Origin of the sequence: Micromonospora sp. NPDC023737 (assembly GCF_040639715.1) — a bacterium.
Classification (GTDB): Bacteria; Actinomycetota; Actinomycetes; order Mycobacteriales; family Micromonosporaceae; genus Micromonospora.
The window spans coordinates 1,039,641-1,057,550 of the sequence record NZ_JBFAAL010000001.1 but is presented as its reverse complement, the minus strand read 5'-3'; the positions used below and the strand labels follow the sequence as shown (position 1 = coordinate 1,057,550).

General features: G+C 71.0%; 20 protein-coding genes. 6 read left to right on the top strand and 14 right to left on the bottom strand.

The features are described from left to right. Positions 1–126 precede the first annotated feature (126 nt). The 6 genes from AB0F98_RS04735 to AB0F98_RS04710 form a co-directional block, all read right to left on the bottom strand. Positions 127–957, bottom strand: coding sequence for an SDR family NAD(P)-dependent oxidoreductase (locus AB0F98_RS04735; RefSeq protein ID WP_357728599.1), 831 nt, complete (start codon positions 955–957; stop codon positions 127–129). Between the two features lie 85 nt (positions 958–1,042). Then, complete coding sequence (locus AB0F98_RS04730) at positions 1,043–1,408, bottom strand: VOC family protein (RefSeq protein ID WP_357728596.1); 366 nt, start codon at positions 1,406–1,408, stop codon at positions 1,043–1,045. 78 nt (positions 1,409–1,486) lie between these two features. Beyond that, the gene (locus AB0F98_RS04725) at positions 1,487–3,706 is read right to left on the bottom strand and encodes a peptidase M6 immune inhibitor A (RefSeq protein ID WP_357728593.1); all 2,220 of its coding nucleotides are present in this window, start codon (positions 3,704–3,706) and stop codon (positions 1,487–1,489) included. Positions 3,707–3,922: 216 nt separating this feature from the next. Further along, positions 3,923–5,098, bottom strand: coding sequence for a hypothetical protein (locus AB0F98_RS04720; protein WP_357728590.1), 1,176 nt, complete (start codon positions 5,096–5,098; stop codon positions 3,923–3,925). Next, positions 5,085–5,624, bottom strand: coding sequence for a SigE family RNA polymerase sigma factor (locus tag AB0F98_RS04715; protein WP_357728587.1), 540 nt, complete (start codon positions 5,622–5,624; stop codon positions 5,085–5,087). Before AB0F98_RS04715 ends, AB0F98_RS04720 begins: the two co-directional genes overlap by 14 nt. Positions 5,625–5,841: 217 nt before the next feature. Next, positions 5,842–6,162: a GYD domain-containing protein gene (locus tag AB0F98_RS04710; protein WP_357728584.1), complete on the bottom strand. Its 321-nt coding sequence runs from the start codon at positions 6,160–6,162 to the stop codon at positions 5,842–5,844. Between the two features lie 541 nt (positions 6,163–6,703). Between AB0F98_RS04710 and AB0F98_RS04705 the strand changes: the two genes are divergently transcribed. Then, positions 6,704–8,029: an AAA domain-containing protein gene (locus AB0F98_RS04705; protein WP_357728581.1), complete on the top strand. Its 1,326-nt coding sequence runs from the start codon at positions 6,704–6,706 to the stop codon at positions 8,027–8,029. Between the two features lie 54 nt (positions 8,030–8,083). Here the strand turns inward: AB0F98_RS04705 and AB0F98_RS04700 are convergent, their stop codons facing one another. Together AB0F98_RS04700 and AB0F98_RS04695 are read right to left on the bottom strand one after the other, a co-directional pair. Beyond that, positions 8,084–8,386, bottom strand: a complete 303-nt coding sequence (locus tag AB0F98_RS04700; protein WP_357728578.1) for a hypothetical protein — start codon at positions 8,384–8,386, stop codon at positions 8,084–8,086. Between the two features lie 22 nt (positions 8,387–8,408). Beyond that, on the bottom strand, positions 8,409–9,143 hold the full coding sequence (locus tag AB0F98_RS04695; protein WP_357728575.1) for an SDR family oxidoreductase: 735 nt from the start codon (positions 9,141–9,143) through the stop codon (positions 8,409–8,411). 163 nt (positions 9,144–9,306) lie between these two features. Between AB0F98_RS04695 and AB0F98_RS04690 the strand changes: the two genes are divergently transcribed. Beyond that, the gene (locus AB0F98_RS04690) at positions 9,307–10,134 is read left to right on the top strand and encodes a helix-turn-helix transcriptional regulator (RefSeq protein WP_357728572.1); all 828 of its coding nucleotides are present in this window, start codon (positions 9,307–9,309) and stop codon (positions 10,132–10,134) included. A gap of 196 nt (positions 10,135–10,330) precedes the next feature. Here the strand turns inward: AB0F98_RS04690 and AB0F98_RS04685 are convergent, their stop codons facing one another. After that, complete coding sequence (locus AB0F98_RS04685) at positions 10,331–10,498, bottom strand: phosphodiester glycosidase family protein (RefSeq protein ID WP_357728569.1); 168 nt, start codon at positions 10,496–10,498, stop codon at positions 10,331–10,333. Then, positions 10,498–11,589, bottom strand: a complete 1,092-nt coding sequence (locus AB0F98_RS04680) for a phosphodiester glycosidase family protein (protein WP_357728566.1) — start codon at positions 11,587–11,589, stop codon at positions 10,498–10,500. Before AB0F98_RS04680 ends, AB0F98_RS04685 begins: the two co-directional genes overlap by 1 nt. A gap of 118 nt (positions 11,590–11,707) precedes the next feature. On the opposite strand from AB0F98_RS04680, the gene AB0F98_RS04675 reads away from it, so the two are divergent. Continuing rightward, positions 11,708–11,854 (top strand): hypothetical protein, encoded by a 147-nt coding sequence (locus AB0F98_RS04675; protein ID WP_357728563.1) that lies wholly within the window; start codon positions 11,708–11,710, stop codon positions 11,852–11,854. An 11-nt stretch (positions 11,855–11,865) separates the two neighbouring features. Here the strand turns inward: AB0F98_RS04675 and AB0F98_RS04670 are convergent, their stop codons facing one another. After that, positions 11,866–12,363: a DUF6194 family protein gene (locus AB0F98_RS04670; RefSeq protein ID WP_357728560.1), complete on the bottom strand. Its 498-nt coding sequence runs from the start codon at positions 12,361–12,363 to the stop codon at positions 11,866–11,868. Between the two features lie 62 nt (positions 12,364–12,425). Between AB0F98_RS04670 and AB0F98_RS04665 the strand changes: the two genes are divergently transcribed. Continuing rightward, positions 12,426–13,148, top strand: coding sequence for a MerR family transcriptional regulator (locus AB0F98_RS04665; RefSeq protein ID WP_357728557.1), 723 nt, complete (start codon positions 12,426–12,428; stop codon positions 13,146–13,148). A 30-nt stretch (positions 13,149–13,178) separates the two neighbouring features. Here the strand turns inward: AB0F98_RS04665 and AB0F98_RS04660 are convergent, their stop codons facing one another. Further along, on the bottom strand, positions 13,179–14,360 hold the full coding sequence (locus tag AB0F98_RS04660) for a low temperature requirement protein A (RefSeq protein ID WP_357728553.1): 1,182 nt from the start codon (positions 14,358–14,360) through the stop codon (positions 13,179–13,181). Between the two features lie 288 nt (positions 14,361–14,648). Between AB0F98_RS04660 and AB0F98_RS04655 the strand changes: the two genes are divergently transcribed. Then, on the top strand, positions 14,649–14,822 hold the full coding sequence (locus AB0F98_RS04655) for a hypothetical protein (protein WP_357728550.1): 174 nt from the start codon (positions 14,649–14,651) through the stop codon (positions 14,820–14,822). Positions 14,823–14,902: 80 nt separating this feature from the next. Further along, positions 14,903–15,946 (top strand): acyl-CoA desaturase, encoded by a 1,044-nt coding sequence (locus tag AB0F98_RS04650; RefSeq protein ID WP_357728547.1) that lies wholly within the window; start codon positions 14,903–14,905, stop codon positions 15,944–15,946. Positions 15,947–16,045: 99 nt separating this feature from the next. Here the strand turns inward: AB0F98_RS04650 and AB0F98_RS04645 are convergent, their stop codons facing one another. Together AB0F98_RS04645 and AB0F98_RS04640 are read right to left on the bottom strand one after the other, a co-directional pair. Next, complete coding sequence (locus tag AB0F98_RS04645) at positions 16,046–16,900, bottom strand: ABC transporter permease (RefSeq protein WP_357728543.1); 855 nt, start codon at positions 16,898–16,900, stop codon at positions 16,046–16,048. Then, on the bottom strand, positions 16,897–17,910 hold the full coding sequence (locus AB0F98_RS04640) for an ATP-binding cassette domain-containing protein (RefSeq protein ID WP_357728540.1): 1,014 nt from the start codon (positions 17,908–17,910) through the stop codon (positions 16,897–16,899). The genes AB0F98_RS04645 and AB0F98_RS04640 overlap by 4 nt, the downstream gene beginning before the upstream one ends.

Here is a 17,910-nt window from a genome sequence, read left to right as displayed (position 1 = left end):
CCTCGGGTAGCACGGACCGCCCCCGCCGGGGCCCGCGCTGAGGGCCGAGGGCGTCGTGAGGATGCTTTCGGCCGGTACCGGGATGCGGCAGTTGGGGCACCGCGACGCACGGTCGGCTCCACTGCCTCACATGGTTCGCAGGCCGAGAAGTTCTGCCGTGCGGTCCCACAGCCGGGCCGCCAGCTGGCCGTCCTTGGCATGCGGGTGCACCGGGCCGTTGGGCTTGAGGCCGTGGTAGTAGCCGCCGTTGGCCGTTTCCGGGTCCGGCATCGTGGCTAGGTGGACCAGCGGCGCGGCACCTTCCGCGACGGTGGCCACCCGGCCCAGCAGGCGGTAGCGGGCCAGCGCGGCGATCAGGGGACTGCTCCGGTTGAGCTCGGTGCCGAGCACCACGCCCGGGTGGAACGCCGCCGCGGTCAGCCCGGTGCCCTGCGTACGGCGGGCCAGCTCGCGGGTGAACATGATGTTCTGCAGTTTCGTGATCCCGTACCGGAGCATCTCGGATCGTTGGCGTGCGCCTTCCAGGTCGTCGAGGTCGATGCCGGCGGACCGGTTGGCCTTGCTGGAGGTGGCGATGACCCGGGCCCGTCCGGCGCTGGTGAGCCGGTCCAGCAGCAGGTTGGTGAGCAGGAACGGGGCCAGGTGGTTGACCTGGAACATCGTGTCGTGGCCGTCCTCGGTGCGGCTGCGCCTGGTCAGTACGACACCGGCGTTGTTGGCGAGGACGTCGATGCGGGGGTAGCGGTCCAGGAGGGTGCCGGCGAGCTCGCGTACGTCGGTCAGCCGGGCGAAGTCGGCGACCAGCGGCTCGGCGCCGACCTCGCGGGCGACGGCGGCGGTCTTCTCCGGTGACCGGCCGACCACCGCCACGGTCGCGCCCAGCCGGGCCAGCCGGCGGGCCGCCTCGGCGCCGAGGCCCGCGCTGGCCCCGGTGATCACGACGGTCCTGCCTGCCATGGGCCGATCGTTCACGGAATCCATCCTCACCAATGAGACGACGGCTCATGGTAGGAGATTCCTTGAGTGCGAGAGGGCCCGTGGTTCAGGAGGGCGTCCAGGTCTGCACCTCGACGAGGTTGCCCTCGGGGTCGCGCAGGTATGCCGAACGTACGCCCCACCCCGGCCGGTCGGCGGCCTCGGCCACCACCACCTCCGCCGGGAGGGCGGCGACTGTCGCATCGACGTTCGGTACGGGGACCACCACGAGCACGCCACCGTCACCCCGGCCCACCGGAGTGGCCGCTTCCGCGGCCCTGCGGCCGAGGATCGCGAGGACGGTCTCGCCGCCCTGGTCGAAGCTGGCGTACTCGAAGTCCGGTACGACCTTCTCCGGCTCGCCGAGCAGGTCGGTGTAGAAGCGCAGGGTGGCGGGGAAGTCGTCGGCGACGACGCGGACGTGCACGCTCATGGTTGCGAACCTAGCCCCGATGGAAAGGGCGCCTGCCACCGGATCGGTGACAGGCGCCCTGGACGCGGACAGCTCAGATCAGGCGGTGCCGCCCGGCTGGACGACGCCGTTGACCTTCAAGGTGTACGGCGCGTACTGGGTGACCTGCTCGGTCGGCTCGTCGTAGGCGACCACGGCGACGACCTTCGGGAACTTGCTCAGCTTCGCCAGCTGCGCCCGGTTGAGGGTGAGGTCGGACTTGCCGTCGAACTCGAACTGCGAGGCACGGGAGTGCTTCTCGTCGATGCCGATGAGGCGCAGGTTCCAGTTGTCGACGGCGACCGGCTTGATCTCGGTGGGCGAGTCGAACGGGGCGAGGCTGCTGCCGTCGCTGACCGTGGTGCCGCCGACGGTGACGTCGTCGATCAGCCAGCCGCCCTCGTTGACGCCGCCGTCGCTGAGGTAGCGGAAGCCGAGCAGCACGGACTTGCCGGCGTACGCGGACAGGTCGTAGCTGTGTGCCTCGAACCCGTTGGTGGTGCCGTTGACGCCCGGGCCGAGCGGCCCGTCGACGGTCTTGTCACCCGCGATGGCGGTGTAGGTCGCGCCACCGTCGGTGGAGACCGTGACGTAGCCGTAGTCGAATCCGAGCTCCGCGCCGTACTTGGCGACGAAACGCAGCGTCGGGTCGGCCGTCGGCACGGTCACCTGGGTGACGGCGGCCGCGTCGGTGTTGTTGCCGTTGCCGGAGAACAGCACGGGGTTGCCGGCACGGTCGGCGTCGTTGTCGACCACGGTCCAGGCCAGTGGCTGCGCCGGCAGGGTCTTGGCGCCCTGGAACGACAGCGTCTTCAGGTCACTACCGCGCAGCAGCTTGCCGTTGGCCTTCTGCAGCGGCACGTAGTCGGCGCCGTTCGGGGCCGCGCCCGGGGTGGCGTACGCGGCCGGGTTGTCCAGGTTGACCGTGGAGCGCAGGCTCTCGCTGGTCACCCGGCTCTTCGGCACGCCGAGCATGGTCCCGCGGCTCGAGTCCCCGACGATCTTGTCGACCAGCGTCATCGTCTGGTAGTCGTGGAGGACCTGGTACATGTCCTTGGCGCCCTCGGCCTTGAGCGCCTCCTTCAGGCTCGCCAGGCCCTGCCGGTCACCGTCGTTGTGCAGGCGGTGGACGATGTCGTTGCCGTACCGGTCGTAGAGGAACTGGATGAACGCGTAGGCGTTGCCGTAGTCGGCCAGCACCGCGTTCGCGTTGGGGCTTTCGTCCCACAGGTTCAGCGAGTTCTCCGGGCCGCCGCAGTCGCGCGGGTTCGCGTTGTACGGCGTCTGCACCGTGCCGAAGCCCTGGTAGCAGAAGAGGTGACCGTCGGCGCCCGGGTCGAACACGGTCGCCTTGGTGTTGACGTACCCGGTGATCGTCTGGGCGAAGTCGGACAGGCCCTCGTTGAGCCAGACGCCCTCGAACGGGTCGGTGTAGTACTGCGCCAGGTGCTGCCACTCGTGGGCGAAGGTGCCCTCGTAGCTGAACGGGCGGGCCGGGCGGCTGGTGCACAGGCCGTCGGTCGGCTCGTTCGGCGGGTTCGCCCCGGTACGGTGCAGCCAGTCGAACGCGTCGATGGTCATCACGTTGCGGTCGAACAGCTCGTTGAGCTGCGCCGAGAAGAAGCCGGCGATGTAGGTCGGCGCTGCCGGGAAGTCGTAGTAGTTGTCGTCCCGGACGTTGTCGACCAGCGTGACCGTCTTGTTGCCGGCCCCGGTGTAGTCACCACCGTTGCCGTCGGCGTCCGGCCCGACCTGGGCGTTCGTGCCGTCCCGGTCCGGCGGCCGGCTGAACGCCGCCGTCTCCTTGGGGTACATGTTGGTGTCGAACTCGTGGACGAAGTTCTGCACCTGCTCGTCGGTGATCTGCGTCGTCGAGGCCACCTGGTTGCGGCAGTCGTTCGCCGGGAACGAGACGTCGTTGGCGACCCACACCTCGATGTTGTCGCCGACACCCCGCAGCGTGTAGTCCTTGCGGTAGTAGGTGCCCTGGATGTCGTCGAGCCCGAGCCACTGGCGGACCGTGCCGACCGCCGGCGTCTGCGCCGCGGCCTTGGCCCCCGAACGCGCCTGGGCGCGCGGCTGGTAGCGGCTCGGCGTCGTGACCTCGTGGCCGTCGACCTTGTACGTCTTGCGGGCGAGTTCGCGGGTGTCGTCGCTGGGCCGGTCGTTCTTCGCCGTCGGTTGGGCGGGAGCGGCCGCCGCGCCGGACGCGGGAAGGACGCCCAACAGCGGTAGGACGAGTGCGATGGCTGCGGCACCGGCTATCCGGGTGCGTGCCATTAGCCCCCCTTTGGGTTGGCTGAGGTTCGGTGGCCGACGCTCCGTTGCAGGCCACCGGGATATCGCTCATGTTCGTACCGCCAGATCGTTGCTCTTGGCAATGATCTACCCGCATGATCCACAGCACCGTCCACAGAGGCGGGCCGGGCCCGGCTGCAACGCTGGGCCCGGCCCGCCGTGCGGCCTGCGGGTCAGTGACCCGCGCTGACAGGCCGATCAGCCGGCCCGGAGAGCGGTGGCGGCCGGCGGCCAGGTGCCTTCGTCGGTGACGTCGGCCAGGTCGATCCCCTTCAGAATTCTGATCATCTCCGCGTCGGGGAGCCGGCCGTCGCTGGCCACCTGGATGGTGGTCCTGCCGTCGGAGGTCCACCCGGTGCAGGCGCCGTTTCCGCACCTCGGCTCGGGCGGCGGCTGCTCACCGTCCCTCAGTGACTGGTTGGACCTGGCGTTGGGCAGGACGAGGATCTGGAAGCTGCCGGGCGGGTCCTCGCCCTCGGGACCGCCGTACGGTTCGGTGAGCCCGGTGGTGGGCAGGGCCGGGGCGGCGAAAACGGCCCCACCGTAGTTGCCGTCGCCGGCGCTGGCGATGCCGTTCAGGCTGGCGAAGGCGTGCTCGCCGACCGCGGCGGCGTGGTAGCCGGCGGGCACGTACCCGACGTTGAACGGCACCCGGGCCGGCGTCGGCACGCTGGGCCGTAGCCCGCCCACCAGGCCACGCAGGTCGGCGAAGCCGACATCCGACGGGTCCGCGAAGGTCTCCGCGACCGCCCAGGCATCGTCGGTGTACTCCCAGGCGAGCGCGCGGCGCAGGTTCTGACCGTAGGACGGCCCCTCCCGCTCGATCGCCTGATGCCCCTCGATGGTGACCCGGCTCCCGCTGAACTTCTGCGGGTCGAAGGCGCCCGGGCGGTACACGGTCAGGTACGCGTAGAGGCTCCCCTCGCCCTCGTCCGGCTGCGGGATCGTCGCGGAGTCGACGGCGCGGTCGTGGGTGACCAGACCGTCGATGTGCAGCGCGGCGATCTGGTACGCCCGCGACACGACGACCGGGTCCTGCACGTGGAGCTTGCCCACGTCGAACCGCTGGAAGACGTAGCTGAACGGGTCCTTCGGGAACTCCCAGTCGGCGGCCGGGGTGAGTGGCGAGGCCGTCGCCGCCAGGGACGTGTCCGCGGCGGGCAGTTCACCGGCGGGCGGACGGGACGCGGTGCCGGGCGGGCCGATGCTGATCGCCGCGAGCACGCCGGTGACGGCGAGCGCGGCAGAGGCCACGGTCCACCCCGTGCGGCGACGCCTCTGCACCGTCCGGCCGGCGGCCACGATGTCGTCGACGGTGTACCGGGGCGGCGGCGCGTCCGACGCCGCCGTCTCCACCAGCTCATGCACGTGCACTGGTCTTCTCCCGTTCTGGTCTCATGGTTTCGTCGAGGTCGATCCGTTCGGCGCCCAGCACCTCGCGCAGGCGGGCGAGGCCGCGGGAGGTCTGGCTCTTGGCGGTACCGATGTGGCAGCCGAGCGCGTCGGCCGTCTCCTCCAGGCTCATACCGAGGTAGTGCCGGCAGAGCACAGCGGCACGCTGCCCGGGCGAGATGGCCCGCAGGGCGGCCCAGACCCGCAGCCGGTCGTCGACAATCGTCAGTTCGTCGCGCCGGGTCACGTCGGGAAGGGCATCGCCGGCTGCGCGTTCCCGCCGCCACGGACGGCGCTTCTCGTCGATGGCGGCACGTACCACCATCGTCCTCACGTACAGGTCGGGTCGCTCCAGCCGCGGCCACCGCGGGTACAGCTTCGCCAGCGCGGTCGCCACCGCGTCCTCCGCCGTGTGCCAGTCACCACAGGTGACGTACGCGAGTTTCCGCAGCACCGGCAGTTGGGCGGCGACGAACTCCCGGAAACGGTCCTCGTCCTCGGCTCTCACGCGGGTAGGACGGTGGGGGTGTCGACGAATGTTGCCGGGTGTGAGGAAGTTTCCTGCTCCGCCTCCCGCGGGCCGCCCGGATCCCCCTCCTTACGACACGATTCCCCGAAATGCCGGCTGTGGTCAGGGATGTGGCTACGGGGTCAGCAGCGTGAGGGGTGCGACCGGTCGTGGCACCGGTCGCACCCCTCAACGTGACCCATCGGCCACCGCGCTGTCAGGCGCCCGGCGGCTGGTACTTGAGCTGCTGGCGGGTGGCCTCGTCGACCTCTTCCGGCGTCAACAGCGGAGTGACCCGGGTATCGACGCCGCCGGCCGCCCGGATGGCGATGGCCAGCGCGGCCGCCGTCTTGTGGTCGGGCAGTTCGCACACCACGTACGTGTCGTGCGCCCCGAGACCGAAGCAGAGCGACTCGACCCGTCCGCCGAGCCCTTCGATCGCCTTGGTGGCGGCCTCGGCCCGCTTGCTGCCGCCGTCCATGAGCAGCCCCTTGATCCCGTCAAGGGTGTAGGTCGACTTGAGCAGGAACTTCGCCATCTCGACGTCACCTCTCCACGCGTCGGTGCGCCGCACGGGCGCGCCGGCTCCGGGCCGCGCTCTGCGGCGTACCACGACTGCGGTCAGCCTCCCTGGCGCTGCACCCGTTCGCTGCCCTCGACCTTGGCCCGCCCGTGGTCCCGTTCCGAGCCGGAGGTGCCGGTGGCTGCGCGCAGGTGCCGGCGCTCCGGCGAGCGCTCCACCTCCGAGCCTTGCCGGCCCCGAGCCCCGCTGCCCGGATGACGCCGGCCGCGCGCCGACTCGCCGCCAGGATCGTGCTTGTTCGGCTTTTGGCTACCCATGGCCGGCGCGTACCCGCTCCGTCGGCGGCTAGTCCTCCGCCGCTGCGGACTGAGCCGAGGAGCGTTGTCGACGTCGATGTGCTGTCGCCCGCCGGGGCGGGCGGCGCGCACCCGTGGGACGACGCCGTGGAAGAGCACGGGCGTCAGGGCGTGCCCGAGCGCGCTGACGGCGACGGCTCAGCTCGGCTGGCGGTGCCGGGCGGTAGGGTTCCGGCAGCGGCGAGTGGGGGTGAGGGCGCGTGCTGGCTGGGCTGACGTTGCCGCCCGCGGTGGAGGCGGAACGGGTCATCGGGGCGGTCCTGGCCGATCTGCGCTCCGGCGAGCACCGCGGGGTGGTCGTCGACTCGCCACCCGGCGCCGGGAAGTCGACGCTGGTCGTCCGGGCCGCCGTCGAGCTGGCCGAGGCCGGCGAAGGCCTGATCATCGTGGCGCAGACCAACGAGCAGGTCGACGACCTCATCGACCGCCTCGCCCGCAAGGCCCCCGAGCTGCGGATCGGCCGCCTCTCCGCCGCCGACTACCAGCCCTCGGAACGGGTGCGGGGGCACGCGACGGTGCGGGTGGCCGCGAAGGTCACGGACCTCGGCGGCCCGGCCGTCATCGTCGGTACGGCCGCCAAGTGGGCCACGGTCAGCGAGGGCTGCTGGCCGTGGGCGATCGTGGACGAGGCGTACCAGATGCGTTCGGACGCGCTGCTGCGCGTGGCCGGCCGGTTCGAGCGGGCACTGTTCGTGGGCGACCCCGGCCAGCTCGACCCGTTCTCCACCGTGGACACCGCGCGTTGGACCGGCCTGAGCTGGGATCCGATGCAGTCCGCGGTGGCCGTGCTGCTGCGACACAACCCCGAGCTTCCCGTGCACCGGCTGCCGGTCTCTTGGCGGCTGCCGTCGTCGGCCGCGCCGGTGGTCGCCCGGGCGTTCTACCCGTTCACCGGATTCCGCGCCGGCACCGGTCCCGACGACCGGGCGCTGTCGCTGACGAAGGCGGGGCCGGGGGACGCTGTCGACAGCACGATCGAGGTGGCCGCGGCTTCCGGTTGGGGGCTGTACGAGCTGCCCGAGCGGCAGAGCCTGCGTACCGACGTGGAGGCCGCCGCGGCGTGCGCGACGCTCGCGGTGCGGCTGCTGGAACGGGGCGCGGTCGCGGTCTCCGAGCACCACCCGGCGGGCGCGCCGGTGACCGCCGACCGGATCGCCGTCGGGGCGGCGCACCGCGACCAGGCGGCGGTCATCCGCGCGCAGCTCGGCGCGGCGGGCGAGGGCATCACCGTCGACACCGCCAATCGGCTGCAGGGCCGGGAGTACGACGTGACGATCGTGCTGCACCCGCTCTCCGGCCGGCGCGACGCCACCGCGTTCCACCTGGAGTCGGGGCGGCTCTGTGTGCTGGCGTCCCGGCATCGGCACGCCTGCATCGTGGTGGCCCGTGACGGCATCGCCGACCTGCTCGACGCCCACCCGTCGACCGAGCCCATGCATCTCGACGTGCCGGTCAAGTTTCCGGACGGCTGGGAGGCGAACCACTCGATGATCAACTACTTGAAGACGTACGGCCGGCGGCGCTGAGTCCCCGCCCACCCTGCCTACCGGCGGCTGCCGACCCGAAGGTGGGGCGAGTGGTCAGGGCGTGTGGTGCAGTACCGGGGCGATCCGGAACTCGACAGTGCTCTGGTCGATCGTGTCGTGCACCAGTGAGCCTGCCATCTCCGTCATGATGCCGGCGGCGCTGCGCCGGCCGTCCGCGGCGGAGTCCCACGCGACGACGTCGATGATCGTGCCGTCGTCGGCCTCGGTGATGCGTCGCCAGCGGAAGCCGGGCTGATGGCGCAGGTAGGCGTCGATGTCTTCGTTCGCGGCCACGAAGTCGGCTCCGGTGAGTCCGGGCGCCAGCCGGAACGTGGTGATTTCGAGCGCTTCGCTCATCGTCGTACTCCTTGTCCGGTGGTCATTGCTGCGCGGTGGGGCGGACGACGAGTTCGTTCACGTCGACGTTGCGGGGCTGCGCGATCGCGTACCCGATGGCATCGGCCACCGCGGCGGCCGGGATCGCGAGCCGCTCGGCGGCGGCTCGGACCGCCGCCTGCACCTGCGGGTCACCGCCGTGGTCGGTGAGTTCGGACTGCGTGTACCCGGGGCTGACGACGGTGACCCGGACATCCTGGTTCTCCTGCCGCAGTCCCTCCGAGAGTGCCCGGACGGCGTACTTGGTGGCGCAGTAGACGGCCGCGGTCCGGTCGACCCGGTACGCGGCAGTCGAGGCGATGTTGACGATGTGCCCCTCGCGCCGTGCCTGCATGAGAGGCAGGACGGCGGCGATGCCGTACAACGTGCCGCGCAGGTTCACATCGATCATCTGGTTCCACTCGTCGACACGCAGCGTGTCGATCGTCGACAGGGGCATCACCCCGGCGTTGTTGACCAGCACGTCCACCCGCCCGTGGCGCGTTTGGGCGGCCTCGACGAAGCCGCGCACGCTGTCGATGCTGGTCACGTCGAGTTCGCGGTACTCGGCTGAGCCGCCGGCCGTCTGCAGCTCGGCCACCAGGGCGGCGAGCCGGTGGACGCGGCGGGCACCGAGGACGACGTGGTGGCCGTCAGCGGCGAGCCGGCGGGCGGTCGCCTCGCCGATGCCGCTGCTCGCCCCGGTGATCAGGACGATCTTGGACGAAGTGCTTGTCATGGATGCTCCTGGCGGAAAAGTGTGCTCACGGCAGATGCCGGCGGTAAGGACCATCGGGCCGGTGGGTCCAGACTGCGGCGGTTCGGCCGGCCGGAGAAGGCCGTGACTTCCTGGGTGCGCGGCACCCTGGCAGCGCACCTGCCCCCGACCTACGCTGGTGCGCGTGTCCAAGGCCGCCACCAGCAAGCTCGGGGAGTTCCTGCGCGCGCACCGCGCCCGGGTCGACCCGACCGACGTCGGGTTGCGCGGCGGCGGGGACCGACGGGTCGCCGGACTGCGACGGGAAGAGGTCGCCGTGCTGGCCGGAGTGAGCGTCGACTACTACGCCCGGCTGGAGCAGGGCCGCGAACGCAGCCCGTCCCCGCAGGTCCTCGAGGCGATCGGCCGGGCCCTCCGGCTCGACCTCGACGCGCGCGGGCACGCCTTCCGACTCGCCGGGCTGAACCCCGGTCTGACCCCCGACCGTGCACGGGACCGGGTCCACCCGGCGCTGCTACAGCTGCTGGACGCGTTCCCCACCTCGGCGGCCTACGTGCTCAACCCCGCCTTCGACGTGCTGGCGACCAACGGTGTCGCGGCCGCGCTGCTCGCACCGTTCGGCGAGATGACCAACATGGTGCGGGTGCTGTTCCTCCACTCCCAGGCGCGCGACGTCTTCGTGGAGTGGCCGACGCTTACCGGGAACGTCGTGCACGCGCTCCGCCTCAACGCCGGCCAACACCCGGACGATCAACGGATCCGGTCACTCGTGGCCGAACTCCGCGACGCGTCACCCGAGTTCCGGTCCCTCTGGGCCGACCAGACCGTGCGTGGCCTCACCCGCCAGTTCAAGATCTTCAACCACCCGGTGGTGGGCCGGATCGAACTGACCTACCAGACGTTCGACGTCCGGGACGCCCCCGGCCAGCAGCTGCTCGTCGGCACCCCGGACGCCGGCAGCCGGAGCGCGGAAGCCCTCGCCTATCTGGGGGCCATGCACGCTCCGGTCTGACCGGCGGCAACGACGGGAGGCCTTTCGTCGGCGGCCGTCTCATGCCCGCATCGACGGGAAGGTTCCGCATCGACGGCCAGTCCGCGCCGCCGGGCATGCGGCCCCGTCGCGGGACGGTGCCCCGGCCGGGGCTGACCGGCCGAGGTACCTCCCGAGGCTGATCGGGCCCGAACACCTCCGGGCGCGATCCGTTCCGTCAGTGGCGGCCGATGAAGATGCCGATGCCGTTGGCGACCGCGCGCTCCGTACCGTCGGAGGGGTTGTTGCGGGCCGTGGCGGCAGTCTGGCCCGGCTCCTTCACGGCGACGGTGGTGGAGCCGCCGCCGTCGAGGTTCACGGCGGCGTCCGCGCCGAGCGTGCGCATCAGGTCGGCCAGTTCGGCGATCGTGAAGCCGCGCTGGCGGGCGCGCGGCCGGCCAGCGCGACCAGGTACACGGTCCTGCCGTCGGCGCTGACACCGGCCGCGCTGCGCACGGCGGCGGTCTTGGTGTCCAGCCCGGCGAGGGGCTGCCCGGCACGCAGGATCGGGGCGCCGCCGACCGCGAACGTCAGCTTCGGCTTGCCGGCGGAGACGAGCTTCTCGTCCACCTCCACCCGGTCGCCGACGATCAGGTCGTCGAGCGCGTCCGCGCCGGCCTCGCGGCCGACCAGCACCTCGGTGTCGCTGGGGATCGCGCCCGTGCCGGGCGTGCTGCTCACCGCGGTCACGACGCCGTCGCGCACGGTCACCTCGTAGGTGTGGGTGCTGCACGGGTCGAGGCGGCTGGTGTCGCTGCCGCAGGTCGCCCGGACCCGGTTCGCGGTGCCCCACTCGGAGGTGAAGACGCCGACGCCACCGACCGGCAGCGCGTACTGGTTGAGGCCGTCGAGCGCGATCGTGCCCTTGTCGCTGCGTACCTCACCGGCCAGGCTGAGCGTGTCGACGCGCGCCTTGCCGTTCACACCCACACCGAACACGTCGCGGGTCGAGGTGCCGGGGGCGAGGCCCGGGCCGAAGCGCTGCGCGGTCGGTACGGCGAACTTCAGGTCCTCGCCGTCGGCGATCTCCGGGCCGGACGCCGAGCCGGTCGGCGCGACACCGGTGTGGGTCTCGCTGATGTTGAAGAAGTCGCCGTTCACGCCGGCGACGGCACCCTGATGGTTGGTCATCGCCGAGACGACCTGGCGCTGCGCGACGGCGTCGGGGTGCAGCAGGTCCAGCGAGACCTTGTTCTTCCGCAGGTCGGCGGTGAGCAGGTAGCCGACGGTGACGCCGCGCGGCGTGTCCACCTGGAAGGGGCTGTAGGTCACGCCCGGGGCGAGCTGCTCGGTCGAGGTGAACGTGATCGGGGCGTCCGCAGTGGACGCGGCGGCCCTGATCGTCTCGGCCTGGGCGGCGCCGGTCGGCGTGAGTGCGCCCAGTCCCGCCGCGAGCAGCAGCGCCAGACCGGGGCGTACGAGGGTCGATGACCTCATCGCCGCTCCTCTCATTCTCGGGTCCGGGCCGGTGCCCGGAAGTTCGGGCCGGTCCGGCCGGTGGCCGGACCAGCGGAAACGTCCCGATGAGCCGATCACGTGCGGGTGAACGGGCGAGATGATCAAGCTGAACCGCGCGTGCCGGTTCGTCGGCGTGCCCGACGACGCCGAACTGCGGTACCGCAGCGGCGTGGTGTTTTGGTTCGGAGACGCGATCCGGGGCGGGGTGTGCGGGCGATGGCGAGGTGCAGGACCCGACGTTTGATGGCCGGGAGGTCAGGGCGTGCGATGCGTCCGGCGGTCGCGTTCGGTCGCCCGGTCGTGGGCGTACGCGATCAGTCGCTCGACCTCGGCGAGGCTGCGTGGGCCCGGGTTGAGCACGCACGCCCAGCCGGCCGTGCCGTAGACCGGATGAGGCAGCACCTCGTCGAGGGCGCTCGAGTCGATCGACGCCCGCCGGTCGTCGGACTCCGCCGGCGGGTAGCCGAAGAGGCGTTCGAACTCGCGCCGGCCGAGGTCCAGGTTGAGCCGGAAGACGCCGGGACGGTCCAGCCGCGATTCCTCGTCGAAGCCCGCCATGTCACGCTCACCGATGGTGGCGAACGGACGACGGCGGTCCGGACCCACGTAGAAGAAGCGCCAGCCCCACGCCACCTCGGGTGCGCCCGACTCCTCGGTGGCCACGAGCAGTTCGACACCGGGCAGGGCGAGGATCCGCTCGGCGATCTCGTCGGCGTTGGGGCCGGATCCGAGCCCGGATGGTTCAGCAGTCATGACCTCAACCGTATCGTTGAACTTGCTTTTGAAACTTCTCACGACGAGTAGCCAGGAGTAGCGTGCCGAACCTTCAAACCGCTGGACACTCCTACCGACCGGTGGACCTGGCCCGGGAGCACGGCATCTCCACGCAGGCCGTACGCAACTACGAACGCGACGGCGTCATCCCCGCCGCCCGGCGCAGCCCGACCGGCTACCGCGCGTACACCGAACTGCACGCCGCTGCGCTCCGCGCCTACCTGGCGCTCATCCCGGCGTACGGCTACGCCGTCGGCGCCGAGATCATGCGCGCGGCGAACCGGGGCGACGTCGATGCCGCGCTGCGCGCCGTGGATCACGGCCACGCGCAGCTGCTACGGGACCGGGAAACCCTCGACGCCGTCGAGACGACCGTGGGCCTGCTCACCGCCGCGCCGACCGGTGACCGGCCCGAGCGGCCGCTACCCGTCGGCGCTCTCGCGCACCGGCTCGGTGTGACCCCCGCGACGCTGCGCAAGTGGGAGCGGGCGGGCGTCCTCATCCCGGCCCGCGACCGCGTCACCCGGCAACGCCACTACAGCCCCGATGACGTACGCGACGCCGAACTGGCCCACCTGCTGCGCCGGGGCGGCTACCTGCTCGACCACATCGCCACCGTCATGCGGCAGGTACGCGCGGCCGACGGCCCCGAACCGCTGGCCGCGTCCCTCGACGGGTGGCGGCAGCGACTCACCTCCCGGGGCCGAGCCATGCTGGCCGCCGCCGCCCGCCTCGGCGAGTACCTGGCGGCGTCCGGGCACTGACGGCTCTGCCGCGTGGTCGTCGGCCTCCGGCTACAGGGAAGGGGCTGGTTGCTCGGGTGGGCCTCCGCGGGCTCGGATGCCGTCTGCGATGGCGACGCCCAGCAGGACGAGGGTGGCGGTGAGGCCGGCCACCAATGCGGGTGCGAGCATCAGGGCGGGCCCGGTGACGATCAGCACCAGCAGCGCGACCAGTCGGGACGGTGACACCCGACTGAACACCTCGTATTCGAATCGGGCTCGTCCGACCAGGAACAGTGCGGGACCGCCGACCATGATGGCGGCCAGCCAGGGCGTAGCGCGCTCGGCGGGGTGAGCGATGACGACTTCGAAACCTGCGGAGGCGACGACCACGCCGGCCACCATGATCAGGTGGGTGTTGGGCGCGGACCGCACGAAGCCGCCCGGATCCCGGGAGGATTCGATGGTGGCTTGTAGCAGGGCCCCGGCGCGGTGGACGTAGATCTGCCACAGCAGCACGGTGGTGCCGAACGCGACCGCGAGCGCCGCCGTACGGCCGGCCGTCACCCCGTGCTCGGCGTAGGTCAGAGTGGTGAGGAGGATGAGATCGCCGAGGGCGAGAGTGAAGAATTGCTGGTAGCGCTCCGCCAGGTGGTCGGCTGCCACCCTGTACTGGGACAGCGGCACCCGACCGAGCCGGGGCGTGGGATAACGGAGCAAGGCCGCCCCGTAGTCGATGGCGAGCGCCGCGGCCCACAGCAGGCCCCGCGGCGAGCCTGCCACGAGCGCGCCGGCGAGCCACGGCACTGCGGACACGACGAACCAGAAGATGAACCGGCTCGCGTGCAGTCGGACAGTGCGCCCGTGCAGGGCGGCGACCAGGAAGATGCCACGCCCCACCTGAATCGCCACGTATGAGCCCGCGAAGACGAGCGCGTGGTCGGAGAAGGCGGTGGGCAGTGTGCCAGCCATCAGGATCGTTCCGAGCATGACCCAGAGCGTCATGACGAAGATGGGGGGCCGCTGCGCGTGGTAGAGGTCGGTCGCCAGTGCGGTGACGGACCAGACCCACCAGATCGCCATCAGCAGCACCACGGTCTGGAAGGCACCGGCCCAGCTGAGATTCAGCGCCAGGGTTCGTGACGTCAGAGCGAGCGCGGCGACGAACACCAGGTCGAGAAAGAGCTCCAGCAGCGTTGCCCGCTGAGGCCCCTCACCCTTCCAGGCCAGCCCTACTGCTTGGTCGATCGTCATCAGTTTCCCGTCTATTCGCTCCGGGTCCCGTAGAGACTGGAGAGCGGCCTACGGCAGGCGGGAACCGGCCGAGTCGGGTGGCAAAGCCTCAAGAATTTCGGTCGTATCACGCGGGCTGCCGTGAACACGGGATTTGTCCCTATCGGCTCACATGGGCTGACTACCTCCAGATGGCCCGAGAACCTGCCGTGAGGCGTACGGTGAGCTTGGCGCTCGGGCTCCCGTAGCGCGTCCGCACCGCCGTCCGTGAACAGGACCCTTCCAGGCGGCTTCCCATGGGAGCATCGGATGAGGATCGCCAGGCAGCGGATCGTCAGCATTCTTCGCCAACGTGGCCAGCAGGTCAGGGCCGATTGGGTCGAGCGCGAGCTACCCGATTGGGTGGACCCCGACGACCACGCCGGGCTGCTCGCCACCTTGCATCTCGATCCAGCCGATCTCGTCGACCCGCCGCCAGCGTGAGGGATGCTCTGCTCGGTCCGGGCTGGCGAGCTGCCGTAGCTGAGACAAGCCGACGGAGTAGATCAGCGGGAGCAGTCATCGTGAGCGATACCAGCCTCGGCACAGACCGGCAGCGGGGGAGCGACTACGCGGACCTGTCCCGGCTGGTCCGCGCAGCGGGTCTACTCGGGCGACGGCACGGCTACTACGCGCTGCGCATCGGCCTTGTCGTCGCTTCCTTCACCGGACTATGCGTCCTGTTCGTCAGGCTGGGTGAATCGTGGTGGCAGCTCGGCGTCGCGGTGGCCCTCGCCGTGGTCTTCGCCCAGGCCGGGTTCATCGGGCACGACGCGGGGCACCGGCAGATCACCCGCTCGCGGCGGGTGAACGACCTGATCGGCCTCGTGCACGGCAACCTCCTGACCGGGATCAGCTACGGCTGGTGGGTGGACAAGCACAACCGGCACCACGCCCATCCCAACACTGAAGGCAAGGACCCCGACATAGGTTTCGAGCCCCTGTCGTTCACCACCGACCAGGCCCGGCGACAACACGGCCTCGGTGCACTGGTCGTGCGTTACCAGGCCTATCTGTTCTTTCCGTTGCTCCTGCTGGAAGGCCTGCATTTGCATGCCAACAGCGTCAAGGCGGTCCTCGGCCCGCGTCGTATCGCCCGCCGGCCCGGCGAAGCCGGACTGCTGGCCCTGCACCTGGGCGGCTACCTCACCGCCGTTTTCCTGCTCCTGACCCCCGCGCAGGCGGTCGCGTTCATTCTCGTCAATCAGGGCCTGCTCGGCCTCTACCTCGGCTGCTCGTTCGCCCCGAACCACAAGGGCATGCCGATCCTCGGCGCCGACGACAACCTCGACTACCTACGGCGCCAAGTCCTCACCTCCCGCAACGTTCGCGGTGGAGTTCTCCTCGACATCGTGCTCGGCGGCCTGAACTACCAGATCGAACACCACCTGTTCCCGAGCATGCCGTGCTCCAACCTGCGCCGCGCCCGGCCATTGATCCGGCGATTCTGCGCCGAGCGCGGCATCGACTACCACGAAACCACGCTGGGTCGCTCCTGGGCCGAGGCGCTGCGCCACCTGCACAACGTCCGGTCCCTCGCGTCTCCGACCGACGTCGCCCCGCGCTGAGCTGCCATTCATCCCGAGCAGGAGCGAAGCTCCCGCTACTGGCCCATCCGGTCGTCAGCCGGCGCCGCCACGGCGGTGGCGACGCCCGTCCATCAGTGGTCAGCGGCGGTTGTAGCGGTACATGGTGAGCGTGCCGAACACCACCACGAAACCGGCGCTCCACAACAGCAGCCACATCATGTTCGTCGGATCCGACTCGCCGGCCATCGCCGCACGTACCGCGGCCACCAGGTGGGTGATCGGGTTGGCCTTCACGAACGCCTGGAGCCAGCCCGGCATGGTGCTCGGCTCGACGAAGACGTTGCTGAGGAAGGTCAGCGGGAAGAGCACCATCATGCTCACCCCCATCACCGACTTCTCGCTGCGCAGCACCAGGCCGAAGAAGGTCCAGACCCAGGAGAACGCGAACGAGAAGACCACCAGCAGGCCGATCCCGGCGGCCACGCCCAGCACACCGCCGTCCGGGCGGAAGCCGAGCACCAACCCGACGCTGAGGATCACCACGGCCGCCAGGACGTACCGGAGCACGTCCCCGAAGATCATGCCGACCAGCGCCGCCGGCCGCCAGACCGGCAGCGTACGGAAGCGGTCGAAGATGCCCTTCTCGATGTCGGTGTTGAGCCCGACCCCGGTGTACATGGTGATCATGACGACGCTGGTCACCATGATGCCGGGCAGGAAGAACTGCAGGTAGTCACGCGGACTGTCGGCGAGCGCCCCGCCGAACAGGTACGTGAACATCAGCACCATGATGATCGGGAAGGCCGTCACGTCGAACAGCTGCTCCGGCACGTGCTTGATCTTCAGCAGCGCACGCCAGCCGAAGGTCAGCGACGCGGCCAACGCGCTCGGTCTCGCCGGCCGCTCTCCTGGTGCGAGGACGGTCGCCAGCGCCTCGGCGGACGGTACGTAGACGGACGGCGCGCGGCCGCTCGTGGTCGCCGCGTTGCTCATCGTGCTGCCTCCAGCTGCTCGTCCCGCTCGTCGGCCGGGACGGCGGGGTGGTCGGTCAGGGCCAGGAAGACCTCGTCCAGGCTGGGCTGGCCGAGGGAGAAGTCGTCGACGACGATGCCGGCGCGGGCCAGGTCCGCCAGCGCACGAGCCGCCTGCTCACTCGCGGCCAGGTCGTTGCCCTCGCCGCCCACCCGGGCGGTGAGCGCGAGCGGATCGGCTTCCAGCTGCACCGGTACGCCGAGCGCCACCTGGAGCACCTTCTCGGCCTCGGGTCGCTGCGCCGCGTCCCGCAGTCGCAGGTGGACGGTGCCGGAGCCGACCGACGACTTCAACTCGCCCGGGGTGCCCTCCGCGATCACCCGGCCGTGGTCCACCACCGCGATCCGCCCGGCCAACTGGTCGGCCTCGTCCAGGTACTGCGTGGTCAGCAGCACGGTCGTGCCGTGCGCCACCACCGCCCGGACGATCTCCCATACCTGGTTGCGGCTGCGCGGGTCCAGGCCGGTCGTCGGCTCGTCGAGAAAGAGCAGGTCCGGGGTGTTCAGGATGCTCGCCGCGATGTCGATGCGCCGCCGCATGCCTCCGGAGTACTTCTTCACCTGCCGGGCACCCGCCTCGGTCAGCCCGAACGCGGCCAGCAACTGGTCCGCCCGCCCCCGGGCAGCCGGTTTGCGCAGCCCGAGCAGCCGGCCGAGCAGCACCAGGTTCTCGACGCCGGTCAGGTCCTCGTCGATCGAGGCGTACTGGCCGGTCAGGCTGACCCGGGCGCGAACCTTGTCGGCCTGGGTGACCACGTCGTGCCCGAAGATCCGCGCCCGGCCGCCGTCCGGCCGCAGCAACGTCGCCAGCACCCGCACCGCCGTGGTCTTGCCGGCCCCGTTCGGGCCGAGCAGGCCGTAGACGGTGCCGGCCGGCACCTGGAGATCCATCCCGGCCAACGCCCGGGTCTGCCCGAACGAGCGGGTCAGGCCCTCGGCCTCGACGGCCAGGCCGGTCGTGCGCTCACTCAT

Coding starts and splice junctions, on each gene's coding strand:
- AB0F98_RS04695 (WP_357728575.1), bottom strand. CDS start 9,143: ATGACAAGCACTTCGTCCAAGATCGTCCTGATCACCGGGGCGAGCAGC.
- AB0F98_RS04685 (WP_357728569.1), bottom strand. CDS start 10,498: ATGCGCACGCTCGGCGCGGACGCCGCCGTGAACCTCGACGGCGGCGGC.
- AB0F98_RS04645 (WP_357728543.1), bottom strand. CDS start 16,900: ATGAGCAACGCGGCGACCACGAGCGGCCGCGCGCCGTCCGTCTACGTA.
- AB0F98_RS04640 (WP_357728540.1), bottom strand. CDS start 17,910: ATGAGTGAGCGCACGACCGGCCTGGCCGTCGAGGCCGAGGGCCTGACC.
- AB0F98_RS04655 (WP_357728550.1), top strand. CDS start 14,649: ATGAGGATCGCCAGGCAGCGGATCGTCAGCATTCTTCGCCAACGTGGC.
- AB0F98_RS04700 (WP_357728578.1), bottom strand. CDS start 8,386: ATGAGCGAAGCGCTCGAAATCACCACGTTCCGGCTGGCGCCCGGACTC.
- AB0F98_RS04710 (WP_357728584.1), bottom strand. CDS start 6,162: ATGGCGAAGTTCCTGCTCAAGTCGACCTACACCCTTGACGGGATCAAG.
- AB0F98_RS04670 (WP_357728560.1), bottom strand. CDS start 12,363: ATGACTGCTGAACCATCCGGGCTCGGATCCGGCCCCAACGCCGACGAG.
- AB0F98_RS04660 (WP_357728553.1), bottom strand. CDS start 14,360: ATGACGATCGACCAAGCAGTAGGGCTGGCCTGGAAGGGTGAGGGGCCT.
- AB0F98_RS04680 (WP_357728566.1), bottom strand. CDS start 11,589: ATGAGGTCATCGACCCTCGTACGCCCCGGTCTGGCGCTGCTGCTCGCG.
- AB0F98_RS04730 (WP_357728596.1), bottom strand. CDS start 1,408: ATGAGCGTGCACGTCCGCGTCGTCGCCGACGACTTCCCCGCCACCCTG.
- AB0F98_RS04725 (WP_357728593.1), bottom strand. CDS start 3,706: ATGGCACGCACCCGGATAGCCGGTGCCGCAGCCATCGCACTCGTCCTA.
- AB0F98_RS04675 (WP_357728563.1), top strand. CDS start 11,708: ATGATCAAGCTGAACCGCGCGTGCCGGTTCGTCGGCGTGCCCGACGAC.
- AB0F98_RS04735 (WP_357728599.1), bottom strand. CDS start 957: ATGGCAGGCAGGACCGTCGTGATCACCGGGGCCAGCGCGGGCCTCGGC.